General features: G+C 60.1%; 16 protein-coding genes. 5 read left to right on the top strand and 11 right to left on the bottom strand.

Annotation, left to right across the window (positions count from 1 at the left end; all coding sequences use genetic code 11):
* Window positions 1–44: 44 nt before the first annotated feature.
* Window positions 45–965, top strand: coding sequence for a L,D-transpeptidase family protein (locus VF684_RS01070; protein WP_005338927.1), 921 nt, complete (start codon window positions 45–47; stop codon window positions 963–965).
* 91 nt (window positions 966–1,056) lie between these two features.
* On the opposite strand, the gene sppA is transcribed toward VF684_RS01070, so the two are convergent.
* Window positions 1,057–2,901 (bottom strand): signal peptide peptidase SppA, encoded by a 1,845-nt coding sequence (sppA, locus tag VF684_RS01065; protein WP_150997008.1) that lies wholly within the window; start codon window positions 2,899–2,901, stop codon window positions 1,057–1,059.
* A 318-nt stretch (window positions 2,902–3,219) separates the two neighbouring features.
* On the opposite strand from sppA, the gene VF684_RS01060 reads away from it, so the two are divergent.
* Together VF684_RS01060 and VF684_RS01055 are read left to right on the top strand one after the other, a co-directional pair.
* Entirely contained in the window at window positions 3,220–5,247 is a 2,028-nt protein-coding gene (locus VF684_RS01060) for an NADPH-dependent 2,4-dienoyl-CoA reductase (protein WP_103422102.1), read from the top strand.
* Window positions 5,248–5,360: 113 nt separating this feature from the next.
* Complete coding sequence (locus VF684_RS01055; RefSeq protein ID WP_257725697.1) at window positions 5,361–5,909, top strand: NAD(P)H nitroreductase; 549 nt, start codon at window positions 5,361–5,363, stop codon at window positions 5,907–5,909.
* A 382-nt stretch (window positions 5,910–6,291) separates the two neighbouring features.
* Here VF684_RS01055 and VF684_RS01050 read toward each other — a convergent pair whose 3' ends face one another.
* The 3 genes from VF684_RS01050 to VF684_RS01040 form a co-directional block, all read right to left on the bottom strand.
* The gene (locus VF684_RS01050) at window positions 6,292–6,846 is read right to left on the bottom strand and encodes a sugar O-acetyltransferase (protein ID WP_257725698.1); all 555 of its coding nucleotides are present in this window, start codon (window positions 6,844–6,846) and stop codon (window positions 6,292–6,294) included.
* 164 nt (window positions 6,847–7,010) lie between these two features.
* The gene (gene prmA, locus VF684_RS01045) at window positions 7,011–7,889 is read right to left on the bottom strand and encodes a 50S ribosomal protein L11 methyltransferase (RefSeq protein ID WP_005349476.1); all 879 of its coding nucleotides are present in this window, start codon (window positions 7,887–7,889) and stop codon (window positions 7,011–7,013) included.
* Between the two features lie 537 nt (window positions 7,890–8,426).
* Window positions 8,427–9,443: a zinc-binding alcohol dehydrogenase family protein gene (locus VF684_RS01040; protein ID WP_201905690.1), complete on the bottom strand. Its 1,017-nt coding sequence runs from the start codon at window positions 9,441–9,443 to the stop codon at window positions 8,427–8,429.
* 100 nt (window positions 9,444–9,543) lie between these two features.
* Here VF684_RS01040 and VF684_RS01035 point away from each other — a divergent pair, with 100 nt between their 5' ends.
* Window positions 9,544–10,416, top strand: coding sequence for a LysR family transcriptional regulator (locus tag VF684_RS01035; RefSeq protein WP_376898946.1), 873 nt, complete (start codon window positions 9,544–9,546; stop codon window positions 10,414–10,416).
* A gap of 1 nt (window position 10,417) precedes the next feature.
* Here VF684_RS01035 and VF684_RS01030 read toward each other — a convergent pair whose 3' ends face one another.
* The 7 genes from VF684_RS01030 to acs all read right to left on the bottom strand — a co-directional run bounded on the left by VF684_RS01030 (window position 10,418) and on the right by acs (window position 18,307).
* Window positions 10,418–11,845: a PTS transporter subunit EIIC gene (locus VF684_RS01030; protein WP_139443123.1), complete on the bottom strand. Its 1,428-nt coding sequence runs from the start codon at window positions 11,843–11,845 to the stop codon at window positions 10,418–10,420.
* An 88-nt stretch (window positions 11,846–11,933) separates the two neighbouring features.
* Window positions 11,934–13,391, bottom strand: coding sequence for a sodium/pantothenate symporter (gene panF, locus VF684_RS01025; protein WP_279465224.1), 1,458 nt, complete (start codon window positions 13,389–13,391; stop codon window positions 11,934–11,936).
* A complete protein-coding gene (locus VF684_RS01020; RefSeq protein ID WP_047438157.1) occupies window positions 13,381–13,644 on the bottom strand; it encodes a YhdT family protein in 264 nt (87 codons plus the stop codon). Before VF684_RS01020 ends, panF begins: the two co-directional genes overlap by 11 nt.
* Window positions 13,645–13,771: 127 nt before the next feature.
* Window positions 13,772–15,112 (bottom strand): acetyl-CoA carboxylase biotin carboxylase subunit, encoded by a 1,341-nt coding sequence (accC, locus tag VF684_RS01015; protein WP_005338910.1) that lies wholly within the window; start codon window positions 15,110–15,112, stop codon window positions 13,772–13,774.
* A gap of 15 nt (window positions 15,113–15,127) precedes the next feature.
* On the bottom strand, window positions 15,128–15,586 hold the full coding sequence (gene accB / locus VF684_RS01010) for an acetyl-CoA carboxylase biotin carboxyl carrier protein (RefSeq protein ID WP_005338908.1): 459 nt from the start codon (window positions 15,584–15,586) through the stop codon (window positions 15,128–15,130).
* A gap of 36 nt (window positions 15,587–15,622) precedes the next feature.
* Window positions 15,623–16,072, bottom strand: a complete 450-nt coding sequence (gene aroQ / locus VF684_RS01005) for a type II 3-dehydroquinate dehydratase (protein WP_257725701.1) — start codon at window positions 16,070–16,072, stop codon at window positions 15,623–15,625.
* Between the two features lie 288 nt (window positions 16,073–16,360).
* A complete protein-coding gene (gene acs / locus VF684_RS01000; protein WP_257725702.1) occupies window positions 16,361–18,307 on the bottom strand; it encodes an acetate--CoA ligase in 1,947 nt (648 codons plus the stop codon).
* 169 nt (window positions 18,308–18,476) lie between these two features.
* Between acs and VF684_RS00995 the strand changes: the two genes are divergently transcribed.
* The gene (locus tag VF684_RS00995; RefSeq protein ID WP_031227628.1) at window positions 18,477–18,755 is read left to right on the top strand and encodes a hypothetical protein; all 279 of its coding nucleotides are present in this window, start codon (window positions 18,477–18,479) and stop codon (window positions 18,753–18,755) included.
* Window positions 18,756–18,758 lie beyond the last annotated feature (3 nt).

Below are 18,758 nucleotides of genomic sequence, written 5' to 3'. Positions count from 1 at the left end.
ACGGCCCCCGGCCCATTTGGTACAGGAAACCACACAGGAATTTTATGAATCCCCTTCGCACTGCCGCTTCGGCCCTTTTATGCACATTTGCGCTGGTCAGCCAGCAGGCTGCCGCCGTCGAGTACCGTCTGCCTGCGGCCAACAGCCGCCTGATCGGTGAAAATCAGGAATACGTGGTGCCTGCGGACAACCGTCCGCTGGAGCAGATCGCTGCTGACTTCCAGCTGGGTCTGACCAACATCATGGAAGCCAACCCGGGTGTTGATCCCTATCTGCCGAAAGCGGGTAGCACCCTGATCATCCCCCACCAGCTGATCCTGCCCAACGCGCCCCGCGAAGGGATCGTCATCAACGTTGCCGAGATGCGTCTCTACTACTACCCGAAAGGGAAGAACGTGGTGGAAGTGCTGCCCATCGGCATCGGTCAGCTGGGGGTAAACACCCCGGAGAACTGGATCACCAAGGTAGAGCGCAAGCGCGCCAACCCGACCTGGACCCCGACCGAGAACATCCGTCGTCGCTATGCCGCCCAGGGCAAGACTCTGCCGGCAGTCTGGCCAGCCGGTCCGGATAACCCTATGGGTCTGCACGCCCTCTACATTGGCAACCTCTATGCCATCCACGGCACCAATGCCACTTTCGGTATCGGTCTGCGGGTAAGCAGCGGTTGCGTGCGTCTGCGCGCTGACGACATCAAGTATCTGTTCGACAACGTGCCGGTCGGCACCCGCGTCCAGTTCGTCAACCAGCCGGTCAAGACCACGGTCGAGCCGGATGGCGGTCGCTACATGGAAGTACACGAGCCGCTGTCGCGCACCGAGGAGGAGTTCAACTCCACCGCCTCCGTGCCGCTCCCGATGACACCGGCTATCACCCGCTTCATCGCTCACGCCGAGTCTGACTCCAACGTGGTCAAGCAGGTGCTGGAACAGCGTACCGGTATGCCGACCCGTCTCAATCCCTGATTGAGCAAGTTGGCGGTGCCGCGCGCACTGGCTGAATAAAGAAAACGGCGACCATCTGGTCGCCGTTTTTTATGGGGGAGTCACCGCTTGCTTACTGCACGCAGACCGGGCAGAAGGCGTAGGTGCCTTGCGGATCGTTGAAGCGGGTGAGCGGGTCGAGACTGCGGTTCACTTCCACCAATGCCTTGCCAAATCCTGCCGGCAGCCAGCTTTGCAACTGGGGGGCCAGCACTTGGGCACTGCTGTCAAACAGCTGGCGCAGGAACTTGTCCTTGGTGGACTCCTCCTGCTCGATGGGGGTCACCTGCCACTCCTTGAGGTTGGCCAGTTCGGCGGCGGCCTTGATGGCGTCATCCAGATTGCCGAACTCGTCCACCAGACCCAGGGCTTTGGCATCTTCGCCGGTCCAGACCCGACCTTCGGCCGCTTTTTCGGCCTCTTCCGGGCTCAGGCCGCGGCCCTTGCTGACCAGACCGATGAAGCGCTGGTAGGTATCTTCCACGCTCAGCTGGATAGCCTGACCGACGTGATCCGGCAGGGCGCGGGTCGGGCCGACGCCGACGTAATCTGTGGTGCCAACCCCGTCGGTATGCACCCCGAACTGGGCCAACGCCTTGTCGATGGTGGCGAACATGCCGAATACCCCGATGGAACCGGTGAGAGTAGTGGGGGAGGCGAAGATCTTGTCCGCATCGGCGGAGATCCAGTAGCCACCGGAGGCGGCATAGCTGCCCATGGAGACCACTACCGGTTTGCCAGCCTGTTTCAGAGCCAGCAGCTCGGCGCGGATCTGCTCGGCGGCGAAGGCGCTGCCGCCCGGGCTGTCGACCCGCAGGACCACGGCTTTGACCTTGTCATCGCGGCGGGCATCGGCCAGCAGGTCGGAGAGGCTATCACCGCCGATGGTACCGGCAGGCTGGACGCCATCCATGATGGCGCCGCTGGCGACCACCAGACCCACCTCATCCTTGCCGCTCTGGGGATATTGTTCCGGAATGGCAGCCAGATACTCTTTCAGGCCGACCCCTTTCCAGCCGTGATCGTCCGCTTCACCCACCTCTTTAATGACCGCCTGGGTCATCTCGTCGCGGGTGGCCAGCTGATCCACCAGACCGTTGTCGAGGGCGTAGTTGGCGGCATTGCCACCGGCCTTGCGCAGCAGCTCGAGGAAGCGCTCCTTGCCCGGTGCCACGGCATCCGGTTCGATCTCCCGCTGCTCGGCTACATCGGCCACATAGGATTGCCACAGCTGATCCAGCCAGCGCTGGTTTGCTTCTTTGCTCTCGGGAGACATCTCGTCGCGGGTATAGGGTTCGACGAAGGATTTGTAGGTGCCGACCTTGAATACATGCGGGGTGATGTTGAGCTTCTCCAGCGCCGACTTGAAGTAGGTCTGGTAGACACCAAGCCCCTCGATCACCACGGCGCCGCTCTGGTTGAGCAGCACGTGATCGGCGTGGGCCGCCAGCAGGTACTGGCCCTGAGTGTAGAAGTCGGCCATGGCGATCACCGGTTTGCCGCTCTCCCGGAAGGAGTCGATGGCACTCGCCACCTCCTGCAGTTTGGTGAAGTTGGCTCCCTGCAGCCCTTGTGGCTTGATCACCAGCGCCTTGATGCGCTCGTCATCCTTGGCACTCTTGATGGCCCACAGCAGGTCGGAGAGGACGATCTCGCTCGGCTGCTCGTCGCTGCTGTCCATCTGGCGCAGCAACTGGACTGTGGGATCTGTCTGGGTGCGTTGCTCCACCAGCACGCCGTTGAGATTGAGGGTCAGCGCCCCTTCGATGGGCGCCTTGGGTGCCTCTTTCTGGCTGACGCTGAAGACGATGACCAGCACTACGATGAGAAACAGCAGATTGACCAGCATCAGCCGGGTGAAATTGAGCAGGCGCCACAGGCTGCGGAACAACCAACCCAGACCTTTGAAAATAGACATAGTCGCGTTATCGCCCTGTTAATGGGTAGAGAAGAGCCATTATTAACCAGTTGCGGGCGAAATTGCCATTTCCGACTGGCGGATCCCGTCTATCTTCGTTCAGGGCACGGCTGTTCGCTGAAAAATTGTCCAAACATTTGTTTGAAAAAGAATTTTCGATTCTTTACTCTAGTCTCAGTTTGATAACAAAAAATTAACTGGAGGCATCGTGAGCCGCTATCCGACCCTGCTGATCCCGCTCGATCTTGGTTTTACCCAGCTGCGCAACCGGGTGTTGGGCGTTGTTCCATGCACCCTGGCCTTAAAGAGGAAGGCATCATGAGTCGCTATCCCCATCTGCTGACGCCCCTTGACCTCGGTTTTACCCAGCTGCGCAACCGTGTGTTGATGGGCTCCATGCACACCGGCCTCGAAGAGGAGAAGGGCGGTTTTGACAAGCTGGCTGCCTTTTATGCCGAGCGCGCCCGTGGTGGCGTTGGCCTTATCGTCACCGGCGGCATTGCCCCCAATCTGCGCGGTCGGCTGGTGCCTCACGGCTCTCAGCTGAGCTTTCCCTGGCAGGTGAGCAAGCACAAGAAGGTGACCAGCGCCGTGCATCAGGAGGGGGGCAAGATAGCGCTGCAGATCCTCCATGCCGGTCGTTACGCCTATCATCCCTTCAGTCTGGCCCCGAGCGCCCTCAAGGCCCCCATCTCCCCGTTCAAACCGCGCGCCATGAGCGAGCGGCAGATCCGCGGCACCATTCGCGACTTCGCGGCTACAGCAGCGCTGGCTAAGGCAGCCGGTTATGACGGCGTCGAGGTGATGGGCTCGGAAGGCTATCTCATCAACCAGTTCATCTGCGAGCGCACCAACAAACGGACCGATGGCTGGGGCGGCAGCAGCGAAAACCGGATGCGCTTCCCGGTGGAGATTGTCCGCGCCATCCGCGAGCGGGTCGGCACCGACTTCATCATTATCTTCCGCCTCTCCATGCTGGATCTGGTGGAGCAGGGCTCGACCCTGGAAGAGGTGATTGCCCTTGGCAAAGCGCTGGAAGCTGTGGGGGTGACCCTCATCAACACCGGTATCGGTTGGCATGAAGCGCGCATTCCCACCATCGCCACCAGCGTGCCACGCGGCGCCTTCAGCTGGGTGACAGCGGAGCTGAAAAAACACCTCAAGGTGCCCCTCATTACCACCAACCGTATCAACACCCCCGAGGTGGCCGAGCGGATTCTGGCGGGTGGCGAGGCGGATATGGTCTCCATGGCGCGCCCTTTCCTGGCGGACCCGGAGTTTGTCATCAAGGCGGCCGAGAACCGGGCGGACGAGATCAACACCTGCATCGCCTGCAATCAAGCCTGCCTCGACCATGTGTTCAAGCAGAAGCGCGCCTCCTGTCTGGTCAATCCCCGCGCCTGTTTCGAGACCGAGCTGACCTTTGGCCGCGTGCCCCAGCCCAAAAAACTGGCGGTGGTGGGGGCGGGCCCGGCCGGGCTGGCATTTGCCTGCTACGCTGCCGAGCGCGGTCATCAGGTGAGCCTGTTCGATCAGGCCAGCGAAATCGGCGGCCAGTTCAACTTCGCCAAGCAGATCCCGGGCAAGGAGGAGTTTCACGAAACCCTGCGCTATTTCGCCAAACGGCTGGAGAAGTGCGGCGTCGAGCTCTATCTGGGCCAGCGCCAGAGTGCCGAGAGCCTGCTCGGCGGCGGTTTTGACGAGGTGATCCTCGCTACCGGTATTCGTCCGCGCACCCCCAATATTCCGGGCATCGAACATCCCAAGGTGATGAGTTATCTCGATGTATTGCGGGATCACAAACCGGTCGGCCAGAAGGTGGCGGTGATCGGTGCCGGCGGCATCGGTTTCGATGTGGCTGAGTATCTGGTAGAGAAGAAGGTGGAGATGGATGCTGATGGGCACCGTGATCACTGGCTCAAGGAGTGGGGCATCGACAAACAGCTTGGCGAGCGCGGTGGCCTCACGGCTCCTGAAATCGACGCCCCCGAGCGCCAGATCTGGCTGCTCCAGCGCAAGGAGAGCAAGGTGGGTGACGGCCTTGGCAAAACCACCGGCTGGATCCACCGTACCGTGCTCAAGAACCGCAAGGTGCAGATGCTCTCCGGGGTGCAATATCTGGGGATCGATGACGAGGGCTTGCACATTCAGGTGGGCGAGACCAAGCAGTGTCTGCCTGTGGATCAGGTTATCGTCTGCGCCGGGCAGGAGCCCCTTAAAGAACTGCAGGCCGGGTTGCAGGCGGCAGGCAAGCCGGTGCATATCATCGGCGGAGCCGACGTGGCTGCCGAGCTGGATGCCAAGCGCGCCATCCGGCAAGGGGCCGAGCTGGCTGCGATCATCTAGCCAGCTGTGCCATCCTGCCCTTTATAGTGCGATAAACCCCTGAGCCTCAGGGTTTTCTTCATTCGGTGCTGTGCTAAGGTAGCGCCATCATTGCCCCAGAGAAGGAATTGCCCATGGATGCCCTCACCCTGTTGCTCAATCGCCACTCCTGTGGCCGTCTCGCCGATCCCGCCCCGAGCGGTGAGGTGCTCGACAATATCCTCAAGGCGGGTCTGCGCGCGCCGGATCACGGTACCCTGACCCCCTGGCAGTTCATTCTGTTTGAAGGGGATGGGCGCGAGCGGCTGGGCAAACTGCTGGCCGAGGCGGCCCGTGCCCGCGGTGAAGATGAAGAGAGCATCAAGAAGTGCAGCGAAGCCCCGCTGCGGGCGCCTTTGATCGTTGCAGTGGCAACCCGTTATCAGGATCACCCCAAGGTGCCGAAACTGGAGCAGGAGCTCTCTGCCGGTTGTGCCCTGATGGCGATGCAGATGGCGGCGCAGGCGCAGGGTTTCAACGGCATCTGGCGCTCCGGCTGGTTTATCTTCGATGAGCAGATCAACAAGGGATTGGGACTGGCGGCAGAGGATCAGCTGGTGGGTTTCCTCTACCTCGGTACTCCCATGCTGGAAGCACGCAAACTGCGCGAGCTGCCACTCGATGAGTTTGTCCGCCGTTTCTGACTCCTCGGCCATGTTGCGGTTAAGAGAAGCAAAGCCTCGAGAAATCGGGGCTTTTCTGTTTAACCGTGAATAGTAACCAGAGTGATTGAGGAAAATAAATGGGTCAAAGAGGCTTCGCGCGCCATAGCAGGTAATTATTTAAATAGTGCGATGTATCTCGCAATCCTGTTGTATTTCACTGTGTAAAACGTTTGCGCATTCGCTAATATCTCCCTGCCAGTTTAGAAGGGCACTCCTTCTAATTTTTCTGCGATGAGAGTCGCAATTCCGTAGCACCTTTTAACAGCCCAACGTCTTCGTGACATTGGGCTTTATTTTTTTATGGGGTGTCGGGGTTACTGTGAGCTGATGGTTGCATCATCATACAGCCCGGTTGGCAGCCTTATGTCCTGTTTTTGGCTGGCAGGATCCGGGCCGGGTTGCCGACTACCCGAGCACCGGCCGGTACATCTTTGGTGACTACGGCGCCTGCGCCGACGATCGCCTCCCGCCCTATGGTGACGCCGGGCAGCAAGATGGCGCCGCCCCCAATCCAGACCTTGTCTTCAATGGTGACCGGCAGCGCCGTCTCTGTGCCCTGAATCCGTTCGTCGGCCTCCAGTGCATGGGCTGCGGTATAGATCTGCACGTTTGGTCCAATCATCACGTTGGCGCCGATGCGAATGGGGGCATTGTCCAGCAGGGTTGCCCCCATATTGATGTAGGAGTCCTTGCCCAGGTGGATGTGGCGGCCATAGGTGCAGTAGAGGGGCGGGCAGATAAAGGCATTCTCTGCCAGTTCGCCAATCAGCTCCGCCAGTAGTGCCCGCTGCTCTGCCTCCTCTTCCGCCTGATTGAAACGGCGATAGCGCCGTGCCGCCTCCCGGCGCAACTGGGCCAGCTCGGGTGCCATGCAGTTGTACTGTTGGCTGCTAATCATCTTCTGGTATTCGATCATGGCAGGGCCTCAATGATGTGGAAGAACGATGTTAATCCCTCATTGGCCAGAGAAGCGTGAACCGTCCCCCAGAGTAGGAAAGGGGGGAGAAACAACAAGAGCACCCGTGGGTGCTCTTGTTTAATAAAGATGCTGACTTGCCGCCTTGAGAGTGGGAGCTATGTTTAGCCGTGTTTGCGGCCAGAGAGGCGGCACCACTCCTCCTTGACGGCGGTCGGGTCCATCTCGAACCACTGGCCGTAGATAGTTTCCAGTTCCGGGGCCTGACTTTCCAGCACGCCGGAGAGGGCCATCAGGCTGCCCGGCTTGCCGTGGCCGGCGATCAGCGGTGCCAGTTCGCGCAGCGGGCCGGCCAGGATGTTGGCGACCACCACGTCCGCTTCGACATCTTGCGGCTGGTCGGCCGGCAGATAGAGCTCAATCTGGTCGGCGACGCCGTTACGCGCGGCGTTGTCGCGGCTGGCCTGAATGGCCTGCGGGTCGATGTCGATGCCGATGACGCGGGCGGCACCCAGTTTCAGGGCGGCGATGCCGAGAATGCCGGAGCCACAGCCAAAGTCGACCACGGTTTTACCGGCCAGATCCAGCCCGTCCAGCCACTGCAGGCAAAGGGCGGTGGTGGGGTGGGTACCGGTACCGAAGGCCAGACCCGGATCCAGCATGACGTTAACTGCATCGGGGTTCGGCACATCGCGCCAGCTCGGGCAGATCCAGAGGCGCTCGCCAAACTGCATGGGGTGGAAGTGATCCATCCACTCTCGCACCCAGTCCTTGTCTTCCAGCTGCTCGACCTTGTAGCCGACATTTTCGCCGAAGATCTGCTGGAAGAAGGCGATGGTGGGAGCCGGATCGGTTTCGGCATCGAACAGACCCATCACTTCGGTCTCGCCCCAGAGCGGGGTTTCACCGGGCATGGGTTCGTAGACGGGCACATCCTTGGCATCCATAAAGGTCACCGCCTGGGCTCCACGCCCCAGCAGCATGTTGCTCACCTTGTCTGCGGTCTTGGCAGTGGCGTTGATTCGAATTTGTATCCAGGGCATGGCGTTGACTCTTCATAAATGTGAAACCGCGAGATTCTACCATCATGGGGCAGTGCTGTCGTGGTTTGCCCATGACGTGGAGGGATTCGGGGGCTTTTGCCGGATTGGCACGGTTCCTGTATTGCTCTATGCAGGCGAAGACGACCGGTTTTCGCTGAACGCTTTGCTCAAGTTCCGTCATCTTTCACTGCCACCCTCGGGTGGCATTTTTTTATCTGCACTTGTTTGCCTGGTAAACAGTCTGCCAGACAAAAAAAGAGCAAGGTCGGCACCTTGCTCAAGGACGGGCTGACGCCGTTTTGGCGCATTCATGCTGCTGTTGGCACGCCAGATGCAAAGACTAATATGTCCTGCATAAGGATATGTGTGTGATTGTTACCCCAATGTTCAGGTATTCAGGCCATTTCTCGCGAAATGGCCTCTTTTTTGGCTGATTGTCGGACGTTGGTCTGCCACAGGCTGTCATGAGTGCCGCTGATTGTGCCCGTTTGGGGCATCTCCTTGGTGAACTTATCCCATCATGGTGCGTTTGAGGGCTTAGTTGGCAAAGCCGCTCATGTCGATCACCAGCTTGCCAACCATACGGCCCGCTTCCACCTCGGCATGGGCCTGAGCCAGCGTGACCGGGGTCAGTGACGGGATGGTTCTGGTCAGGGTGGTCTGCAATACCCCTTCATCGACCAGTGCCGCCACCCGGCCGAGCAGGCGGTGCTGTTCGATCATGTCCGGCGTCTGGAACAGGGAGCGGGTGAACATGAACTCCTGGCTGAAGGTGACACTCTTGCTCTTGAGCAGGGAGAGATCCCACGGCTCGCTCGATTCGGCGATGGTGCAGATATGGCCAAACGGGCGGATCAGCCCTGCCATGGTGGCCCAGTGCTCGGCGGTGGCGTTGGTGCAGAAGATGGCATCGACCTGAGTGATGCCAAGGGCGGTCAGCTCCTCCTGCAACTTGTGGTGGTTCACGACCTGATGGGCGCCCATTTCGAGGCACCACTCACGGCTCTCGGGGCGGGAGGCGGTAGCAATCACCTCCATGTCGGTGAGCTGGCGGGCCAGCTGGATGGCGATGGAGCCCACGCCACCGGCGCCGCCGATGATCAGCAGTTTGCCACGGCTTTCGCGGGTAAGAGCGAAGCGCTCGAACAGGGTTTCCCAAGCGGTGATGGCGGTGAGCGGCAGGGCGGCGGCCTCCACATCGCTCAAGCTGGTGGGGGCGATCGCGGCGATGCGCTCATCCACCAGTTGCAGGGCGCTGTTGCTGCCCGGACGGCTGATATCGCCGGCATACCAGACCCGGTCGCCCGCCTTGAACAGGGTGACTTCGCTGCCGGTGGCGATCACTTCCCCCACCGCATCCCAGCCCAGTACCCGGGGCGAGCTTTCAATTTTGGCCTTGGGGGAACGCACCTTGGTATCCACCGGATTGACGGAGGTGGCGGTGACCCGCACCAGCAGATCCCGCGGGCCCGGAACCGGATCGGGCAGGTTGGCGGCGATGAAGCAGTCGGGGTGGTCGCTTGGCAAATAGTGAGTCAGGGCAATGGCTTTCATGGTTTTTCCTTTCAAATCGCTGTGTTCGGGATTGCCACTCACTCTAGTCTGGTTGATTATCAAGATTAAGATGGGTAATTGGTAAAGACTGTTTGAATATATGAACAATGTCGATCTGGAGTTGATGGGACTGTTTGCCACCGTGGTGGAGCAGGGAAGCTTTACCCGAGCCGCCGAGCTGCTTGGTATGCCCAAGTCATCGGTGAGCCAGAAGATCTCGCGGCTCGAATCCCAGCTCGGGGTGCGGCTGTTGCAGCGTACCACTCGCAGGTTGAGCCTGACCCCGCAGGGGGAGCTCTATGTGGAGCACTGTCAGGGGCTGCTGGCACTGGCCCGCAGCGCCAATCTGGCGATGGCACGGCTACGCTCGGCCCCGGCGGGGCGGGTGCGGATCACCGCCCCCGAGGCGACCGGCACACTGCTGCTTGGCCGGATCCTCGCTGAGTTTCGCGCCCTCTATCCCGAAGTGGTGCTGGAACTGACCCTGAGCGATGAACAGCTCGATCTGGTGGGGGAAGGTTATGATTTGGCGCTGCGGGCGGCGCCGCTGAAAGACTCCAGTCTCATCTGTCGGCGTGTCGGGCAGGTGGCGCGTCATCTGGTGGCAGCGCCCGCCTATCTGGCGGCCCACGGCATGCCGCAACAGCTGAGCGAGCTGGGCCGTTATGCCTGTCTGGTGCATTCGGCCATGCCGGTGTGGCCATTGCAGGAGGGTGGCTGGCGGCCGCAGGGGGCCTGTGTCAGCAACAGCTTGCTGGCGCTGCGGGAGATGGCGCTCCATGACGGGGGGATTGCCCTGTTGCCACACCATGTCTGTGAAGGGGATTTGGCGGCGGGGCGGCTGCAGAAGGTGTTGCCGGATCAGCCCATTCCGGCCAACCCGTTCTACCTAATCTATCCGAGTCGGGAGCATCTGGCCCCCGCTCTGCGCACCCTGATGGATTTCGTGGCCGAGCGGTTGCCGTTTGCCTGAGTTACCAGCTGCTCTGGCTGGCCGACTCCTGATTTGGTTTGAGGCCGAGGGGGACCGACTGGCGCTCCGCCAGCATGCGGATCTGCCCTTCAATCAGGCTGGCGCTGGGACCCAGCACCAGCACCAGCTGATGGTCGTTGAGCTGGATCCAGGAGAGGCAGCCGAGGCCCAGCAGGCGAGATTCATCCACCAGTGAAATATCGCGCACCCGCAGGCTGAGGCGGGTGATACAGACACTCATCGCCACCAGATTGTCCATCCCGCCCAGCACCTTGAGGTACTGGATCGCCAGCATCTGCGGGTCTGAGGGGGCAACACTGGCAAGGCGCGGATGCTCCACCGCGATGGGCTTGCTCGGCATACTGAGGGGCGCGCGCTCCAGCAGTTGATAGAACAGCAGGGTGTAGGCAACGAAAAACAGGATACCGACCGGGATGAGCCAGAAGCTGTGCTCCCCTGCCTGATAGCTCAGCACCAGATCCAGCAGACCGGCGGAGAAGTAACTGCCCACCTTGATCCCCAGCCCGCTACAGACCGCCAGTGACAGTCCGGTCAGCAGGGCGTGGGCGAGAAACAGCCAGGGGGCGGTAAAGGCGAACAGAAATTCGATAGGTTCAGTGATACCCACCAGTGCTGAGGTGAGCGCCAGGGTGAGCAGCAGCCCGCCCTGCGGCAGCCGCTGCATCCGCTGGCGGTGCAGCCAGATGGCAAAACAGGCACCCGGCAGGCCGAACATGATGATGGGGTAAAGACCGGCTACATATCCTTCATGAAGGGGCTGGGCGGTGGCCAGCGCCTGCAGGTTGCTCTCGCCAAGGCCGATGACGCTGCCCAATACCTGATGCAGCCCGAGCGGGATTAACAAGCGGTTGAGGGTGCCGTAGCAGAAGGCGCCAAACGGCGTGGTAAGCAGCTCGGAGGTGAGCAGGGTCAGCCCGCGCTCCAGTGGCGGCCACAGCAGCGAGAGGGGGATGGCGATCAGCAGGCAGGCCAAGGCCGACGCCAGCAGGCTGGGAAACTCGCCCCTGGCGATTTGCAGCCAGCGGGGCAGCGTTTGCTGGTGTACCCAGGGATAGATGATGGCGGTGGTGAGTCCCGCCAGCAGGCCGCAGATCATGTCGGCGTGCAGGTTGGGGGCCAGCGTATTGAAGGCGGTGCTGAGCAGCAGGAAGTTGACCGCTCCCGCCAGCGTCTGCCCGCCCAGCTCCTGCCGACTCAGGCCAAAGGCGATCGCCACCGCATAGATAAGCGGCATCTGGCTGAAAATCGCCTGACCGGTGAGGGAGAGCACCGCCAAATCGAGCACGTCGGGTTGCCCAAGCCGGTAGATCAACGCCGCCATCGGCAGGATGGAGACGGGCAGCAGCAGGGCATAACCGAGCCGCTGCAGGGCTTGAGTAACGACTTGTCGAGTGGCTTTAACGGGCATACAGCGGCTACGTTCTGTGACTTGGCGCACAGTTTAACCGGAAAACACCTATTTGGGGATAGTTTTGGAACCCTAATTTATATTTTTATTATTTCTGCCCGAAAAGCTCGCGCACTTCCCGCGAGGGCGGTGCCGTCAGCAGGCTCACCGTGATAAAGACCACCAGCGCCAGCGTGAGGCTTGGCACGATGGCGTGCAGGCCAGCCAGCTTGATCCCCCACTGACTGAGTACCCCATAGCAGACGATGCCGCTGACCATGCTGGCCAGCGCGCCCGGGCCGTTGGCCCGTGACCAGTAGAGACCGAGCACCAGCGGCCAGAGGAACACCGCCTGCAGACCGCCAAAGGCGAGCAGGTTGAGCCAGATGATCATCTCGGGCGGTTGCAGCGCCGCCAGCAGTACCAGGGTGCCCAAGATCAGGGTGCAGAGCAGGGAGAGGCGCGGAATGCGCACTTCCAGCTTCTCCTGCTTTGGACTCAGATAGTTGAGATAGAGATCCTTCACCAGAGTGGCGGAAGCCTGGATCAGCTGGGAGTCGATGGTGGACATGATGGCCGCCATCGGCGCCGCCAGAAAGACCCCGGCCAGCCAGGGGGGCAGCACTTCCATCATCAGGGAGGGCATGATCTTGTCCGGGCTGTCCATGCCGGGCAGGATGGCGCGGCCGAGGGCGCCCGCCAGATGCATGCCAAACATCAGCAGTGCGCTGACCACGGTGCCGATCAGAATGCCGCGATGGAGCGCCTTGCTGTCGCGATAGCCAAAGCAGCGCAATGCCGAGTGGGGCAGCCCCACCACCCCGACACAGACCAGGATCCAGAAGCTCAGCATAAAGGGCTGGGTCAACATGTCGCCGGCCCCCTGCGGGCTCACCAGCTTGGGGTCGATCTCCCTGAGCTGGTGGATGAGGTTCGGCAGGCCGTCACCGGCAATTAAAATCCCCGCCAGCAAGGCGCCGGTGCCGATCAGCATGATGATCCCCTGCAGGGCATCGGTCATCACCACGGCGCGGAAGCCGCCGATGATGGTGTAGAGCAGCACACAGCTGGCAAACAGCATCAACCCCTGCTGGTAGGAGAGGCCGGTGGCGGTCTCCAGCAGGCGAGCGCCGCCGATAAACTGCACCACCATGGTCGCGATAAAGGCGAGGATGATAGTAATGGAGCCGAGGATCACCACAGCCTTGCTCTGGTAGCGGGCCCACAGCATGTCGTTGATGGTCACCGCATTGACCCGGCGGGCGATGATGGCGAACTTCTTGCCAAGCACCCCCAGAGTGAGCCAGACGGTGGGCAGCTGGATCATCGCCAGCAACACCCAGCCCAGACCGATCTTGTAGGCCGCGCCCGGTCCGCCGATAAAGGAGGAGGCTGAGGTGTAGGTAGCCACTAGCGTCATCGCCAGCACCAGCCCGCCCATGCTGCGGTTGCCGATGAAGTACTCCTGCACGAAGTTGCCTTGCGCGCGATGGCGGCTGGCCCAGAAACCCACCCCCAGCACCAGCACCAGATAGATGACGAGCGGCAGCATCAACTCAAGATTCATGGGATGACTCCTTGCCGGAAGGGGAGTGGGTATCGAGGGGGATCTCCACAAACAGCCGGTTCACCATCAGGGCACAGAGCAGAATGAACAGCAGTGGCATCACCATGCAGCTGAGCAGGAACCACAACGGCAGCCCCCACAACTCCAGCTGGGGCGGGATAAAATAGGCGGTGCCATACCAGGCAAAGAAGTAGAACAGGGTCAGCAGCAGGCAGAAAGCTGCTTCCCGGCGGGCGAGAGCAAAACGGTTCACCTTGGCCTCCGACAAATTTGAGGGGCGCAAGGATAACAAAAAAGGGCCATGTCGCCATGGCCCTTTTTCAGCAGAGGCTCCTTGCGGAGCAGACTTCCATCGGAAGTCCGGTCTCTATCAGCGATCCTTACAGACCCAACTTCTTGTGCAGATAGTGGATATTGGTGCCACCGTGCTGGAAGTTTTCGTCTTTCATGATCTCTTTTTGCAGCGGTACGTTGGTCTTGATCCCTTCCACCACCAGCTCGTCCAGCGCATGACGCATACGGGCGATGGCAATGTCACGATTCTCGCCGTAACAGATCAGCTTGCCGATCATTGAATCGTAGTGGGGCGGTACCTTGTAACCGGCATAAATGTGGGAGTCCCAACGCACGCCCAGACCACCCGGCGCGTGGAAGCGCTGAACCAGACCCGGAGAGGGCATGAAGGTGGCCGGATCTTCGGCGTTGATCCGGCACTCGATGGCATGGCCACGGATGCGGATATCCTGCTGGGTGATCGACAGGGGCTGACCGGCGGCGATGCGCAGTTGCTCCTTGATCAGATCGATACCGGTGACCATCTCGGTGACCGGATGCTCAACCTGAATACGGGTGTTCATTTCGATGAAATAGAACTCGCCGTTCTCGTACAGGAACTCGAAAGTACCCGCACCGCGGTAGCCGATCTCGATACAGGCGCGCACACAACGCTCGCCGATGAACTTGCGCATTTCGGCGGTGATGCCGGGGGCCGGCGCCTCTTCCACCACTTTCTGGTGACGACGCTGCATGGAGCAGTCACGCTCGCCCAGATAGAGGGCGTTGCCCTGGCCGTCTGCCAACACCTGAATTTCGATGTGGCGCGGGTTTTCCAGGTACTTCTCCATGTAGACCATGTCGTTCTTAAAGAACTGGCCCGCTTCGGATTTGGTCAGGGCAATGGCGCCCGCCAGTTCCGCTTCATTGCGCACCACGCGCATACCGCGACCACCACCGCCACCGGCGGCCTTGATGATCACCGGATAGCCGATGCGTTTGGCAATGGCGGCGTTGTGCTTGGCGTCGTTATCGACGGGGCCGTCAGAGCCCGGTACACACGGTACGCCCGCTTTCTTCATCGCTTCGATGGCGGAGACCTTGTCACCCATCAGGCGAATGGTCTCGGCGCGCGGGCCGATGAAGATGAAGCCGGATTTTTCGACCACTTCGGCGAAATCGGCGTTCTCGGAGAGGAAGCCGTAACCCGGGTGGATGGCCACGGCACCGGTTACCTCGGCGGCGGCGATGATGGCCGGGACGTTGAGGTAGGATTCGGTACTGGCCGGTCTGCCGATACAGATGGATTCGTCGGCCAGCAGCACATGTTTGAGCTCCCGGTCGGCGGTGGAGTGAACGGCCACTGTCTTGATCCCGAGCTCTTTACAGGCGCGCAGGATCCGCAGGGCAATTTCACCGCGGTTGGCGATGACTACTTTGTCCAACATGGGTGGCGATTTCCCTTATTCGATGATGAACAGCGGCTCGTCAAATTCGACGGCCTGACCATTTTCAACCAGGATCGCTTTGATCACACCGGCCTTGTCAGACTCGATTTGGTTCATCATTTTCATGGCTTCGACGATGCACAGGGTGTCGCCGACATTGACTTGCTGACCCACTTCCGCGAACGGCTTGGCATCCGGGCTGGAGGAGCGGTAGAAGGAGCCAACCATCGGGGAGCGCATCAGGTGACCGCTCGGGGCGGCATCTGCGGCCGGTGCGGCGGCAACCGGGGCGGCAGCGGCAGGTGCGGCAACCGGAGCGGCTTGCTGCATCATCATCTGCGGCATGGCGGTGGTCACCTGACCGGAGAAGTTGCGGCTGATGCGAACGGACTCTTCACCTTCGGAGATCTCCAGTTCGGCGATGCCGGACTCTTCAACCAGTTCAATCAGCTTCTTGATTTTGCGGATATCCATTAGCATTCTCTTTCTTCTTTATCTGATCAGTGATTATCAAGCCGCGCGCAGATGGTGCACGGCCGCGGTTAAAGCGAATTGGTAGCCATCGGCCCCCAGACCACAAATGACCCCTTTGGCGACATCAGACAGATAGGAGTGATGACGGAACGGCTCCCTGGCATGGACGTTTGACAGGTGAACCTCGATAAAAGGGATGGTGACACCCAGCAGTGCATCGCGAATGGCGACGCTGGTGTGTGTGAAGGCGGCTGGATTGATGATGATAAAATCCACCTGGCCCATGGCCTGATGGATGCGGCCGACCAACTCATGTTCGGCGTTGGATTGCAGATGTTCCAGAGTGACACCGAGTTCGCTGGCGTTAAGCTTCAGATCGGCGACGATCTCATCAAGCGTCTTGCTGCCGTAGATACCCGGTTCCCGTTTGCCCAGCAGATTCAGGTTTGGTCCGTTGAGCAGGAGAATGCGGTGATTTTGCGACATATTGAGTACATCCTCGATGATAATGCTGCTATCTATCAGCTATCTTGTGGACTACCAGAAATCTAGCCATTTTCTGCGCAAATCGGTGTGCCCTGGCACACAGATTTCGCAATTATATTGATTTCGTGAAAATTAGCAGCATTTTACTGGTCTAATCTCTACATCTGGCTATTTATTGCACGTTTCGGTCGGCAAGGCTTCGTAGCTACCGCCTTGCTGTTTGCTGGCGGATGAGAAACGACAAAGCCGGCACAGGGCCGGCTTTGTTGAGCAACAAACGAAGCGGGATCAGGCTGCTTCCGACTTCTCGCGAATGAGTTTGTCTACTACCCCCGGATCCGCCAGGGTGGAGATATCCCCCAGGCTGTCGGTCTCGCCGGTGGCGATCTTGCGCAAGATGCGGCGCATGATCTTGCCGGAACGGGTCTTCGGCAACCCCTCCGCCCAGTGAATGACATCCGGCGTGGCGATGGCGCCAATCTCCTTGCGCACCCACTCCTTCACCTCTTTGTGCAGCTCACGGCTCGGCTCTTCTCCGGCGATCAGGGTGACATAGGCATAGATACCCTGACCCTTGATCTCGTGGGGCACCCCCACCACCGCGGCTTCAGCGATCTTGGGATGGGCCACCAGCGCCGATTCAATTTCGGCGGTACCCATGCGGTGGCCGGAGACGTTCAGTACATCATCCACCCGACCGGTGATCCAGTAGTAGCCGTCCTCGTCGCGACGGGCACCGTCGCCGGTGAAGTAGCGGCCCGGGAAGGTGGAGAAGTAGGTCTGCTCGAACCGCTCGTGATCGCCGAATACGGTGCGCATCTGACCCGGCCAGGAGTCGGTGATCACCAAGTTGCCCTCGGTGGCCCCTTCCAGCGGTTCGCCCATGTTGTCGACCAGCGCCGGTTGTACCCCGAAGAAGGGACGAGTCGCCGAGCCCGGTTTCAGGTCGGTGACGCCGGGCAGCGGCGTAATCAGGATGCCGCCGGTTTCGGTTTGCCACCAGGTATCGACAATGGGGCAGCGCTCGTCACCAATGGTGCGGTAGTACCACTCCCAGGCTTCCGGGTTGATGGGTTCACCCACCGAACCCATGATGCGCAGGCTCTGGCGCGAGGTGCCGGTGACCGCTTCGTTGCCTTTGGCCATCAGGGCGCGGATGGCGGTGGGGGCGGTATAGAGGATGGTGACCTGGTGCTTGTCCACCACCTGACTCATGCGGTTGGTGGCCGGGTAGTTGGGCACCCCTTCGAACATGATGGTGGTGGCGCCGTTGGCAAGCGGCCCGTAGACCAGATAGGAGTGACCGGTAACCCAGCCCACATCGGCGGTACACCAGTAGATATCCTCTTCGTGGTAGTCGAACACATATTTGAAGGTGAGGGTGGCATAGACCAGATAGCCGCCGGTGGTGTGCAACACCCCCTTGGGTTTGCCGGTGGAGCCGGAGGTATAGAGGATAAAGAGCGGATCTTCGGCGTTCATCGCCTCGGGCGGGCAGTCGCTGCTGACGGCGGCGGTCGCTTCGTGCCACCACACATCGCGATGGTTGTGCCAGGCAACATTGCCACCGGTGCGCTTGAGCACGATCACCTTGTTGACCTGGGTATCCGGGTTGGTGAGCGCTTCATCCACATTCTTCTTGAGCTGCACCGGACGACCACCGCGCAGCCCCTCGTCGGCGGTGATCACGATGTGCGAGCCCGAGTCGATGATGCGCCCGGCCAGCGCTTCCGGCGAGAAGCCGCCGAATACAATACTGTGTACCGCGCCGATGCGGGTACAGGCCAACATGGCGATGGCGGCTTCGGGTACCATGGGCATATAGAGGCAGACCACGTCGCCGCGGTGAACCCCTTGTGCTTTCAATACGTTGGCAAACTTGCACACTTCGCTGTGCAGTTCGCGGTAAGTGAGTTTACGATCTTCGGCGGGGTTGTCCCCTTCCCAGATGATGGCGACCTTGTCACCCCGTTCGGCGAGATGGCGATCGAGACAGTTGGCAGAAACGTTGAGCTGGCCATCTTCAAACCACTTGATGGAGACATGGCCCGGATCGTAGGAGGTGTTCTTGACCTTGGTATAGGGTTTCATCCAGTCGAGAATTTTTCCCTGCTCTCCCCAGAAGGTATCGGGATCCTCGACGGAGGCCTGATACATGGCGGCGTAGTCGCCCTTGTCTAGCAGTGCATTGCTGCTGATGTGGGGTTTGACCGGGTAGACCTTGCTCTCGCTCATCACTCACTCCTTTGAATACATACTTTTAATAATTAAGTAACAACTTATACCTTTGGCTGATGGGGGCAATTAGACTTTTGGATAGACAGCAACATTTGGTTACAGGGTTATGGGTGACACTCACGCAGTGAGTCGGTAAAAAGGAGGACTTTGATGGATGGAGGTAGTTATGTTTTCTCTATTGCTCTGTGCATCCCTGTGGCAGTTTGATACGACTGTTCTTGCAGACAAGCCTCCCAAAGAGTTTGCGATTACCCACCAGGAGCCTTCACAGACTGTGCGGGAGCGGGTTGCTGATCAGCTTGGTCATGCATGGCAGGACAAAAAGTCGGGAACCAAGTTTTCCCTCAGTGAGCCAGGATCCCGTTACTCTGGCGACTCACCGCTCACTCGCATGGCCAATGACCGGGATAATGGTGGTGTTCCTACCCTGACGTTTGGAAAATAGTTT

The sequence above is a fragment of the Aeromonas sp. Lyrl_2 genome (assembly GCF_051948815.1).
GTDB lineage: Bacteria > Pseudomonadota > Gammaproteobacteria > Enterobacterales > Aeromonadaceae > Aeromonas > Aeromonas veronii.
The sequence above is the reverse complement of the archived record's forward strand: the minus strand, read 5'-3'. Positions and strand labels throughout refer to the sequence as shown.

Excerpts from the sequence above, each read along its gene's own strand:
- VF684_RS01070 (WP_005338927.1), top strand. The coding sequence starts at position 45 with ATGAATCCCCTTCGCACTGCCGCTTCGGCCCTTTTATGCACATTTGCG.
- sppA (WP_150997008.1), bottom strand. The coding sequence starts at position 2,901 with ATGTCTATTTTCAAAGGTCTGGGTTGGTTGTTCCGCAGCCTGTGGCGC.
- VF684_RS01060 (WP_103422102.1), top strand. The coding sequence starts at position 3,220 with ATGAGTCGCTATCCCCATCTGCTGACGCCCCTTGACCTCGGTTTTACC.
- VF684_RS01055 (WP_257725697.1), top strand. The coding sequence starts at position 5,361 with ATGGATGCCCTCACCCTGTTGCTCAATCGCCACTCCTGTGGCCGTCTC.
- VF684_RS01050 (WP_257725698.1), bottom strand. The coding sequence starts at position 6,846 with ATGATCGAATACCAGAAGATGATTAGCAGCCAACAGTACAACTGCATG.
- prmA (WP_005349476.1), bottom strand. The coding sequence starts at position 7,889 with ATGCCCTGGATACAAATTCGAATCAACGCCACTGCCAAGACCGCAGAC.
- VF684_RS01040 (WP_201905690.1), bottom strand. The coding sequence starts at position 9,443 with ATGAAAGCCATTGCCCTGACTCACTATTTGCCAAGCGACCACCCCGAC.
- VF684_RS01035 (WP_376898946.1), top strand. The coding sequence starts at position 9,544 with ATGAACAATGTCGATCTGGAGTTGATGGGACTGTTTGCCACCGTGGTG.
- VF684_RS01030 (WP_139443123.1), bottom strand. The coding sequence starts at position 11,845 with ATGCCCGTTAAAGCCACTCGACAAGTCGTTACTCAAGCCCTGCAGCGG.
- panF (WP_279465224.1), bottom strand. The coding sequence starts at position 13,391 with ATGAATCTTGAGTTGATGCTGCCGCTCGTCATCTATCTGGTGCTGGTG.
- accC (WP_005338910.1), bottom strand. The coding sequence starts at position 15,112 with ATGTTGGACAAAGTAGTCATCGCCAACCGCGGTGAAATTGCCCTGCGG.
- accB (WP_005338908.1), bottom strand. The coding sequence starts at position 15,586 with ATGGATATCCGCAAAATCAAGAAGCTGATTGAACTGGTTGAAGAGTCC.
- aroQ (WP_257725701.1), bottom strand. The coding sequence starts at position 16,072 with ATGTCGCAAAATCACCGCATTCTCCTGCTCAACGGACCAAACCTGAAT.
- acs (WP_257725702.1), bottom strand. The coding sequence starts at position 18,307 with ATGAGCGAGAGCAAGGTCTACCCGGTCAAACCCCACATCAGCAGCAAT.
- VF684_RS00995 (WP_031227628.1), top strand. The coding sequence starts at position 18,477 with ATGTTTTCTCTATTGCTCTGTGCATCCCTGTGGCAGTTTGATACGACT.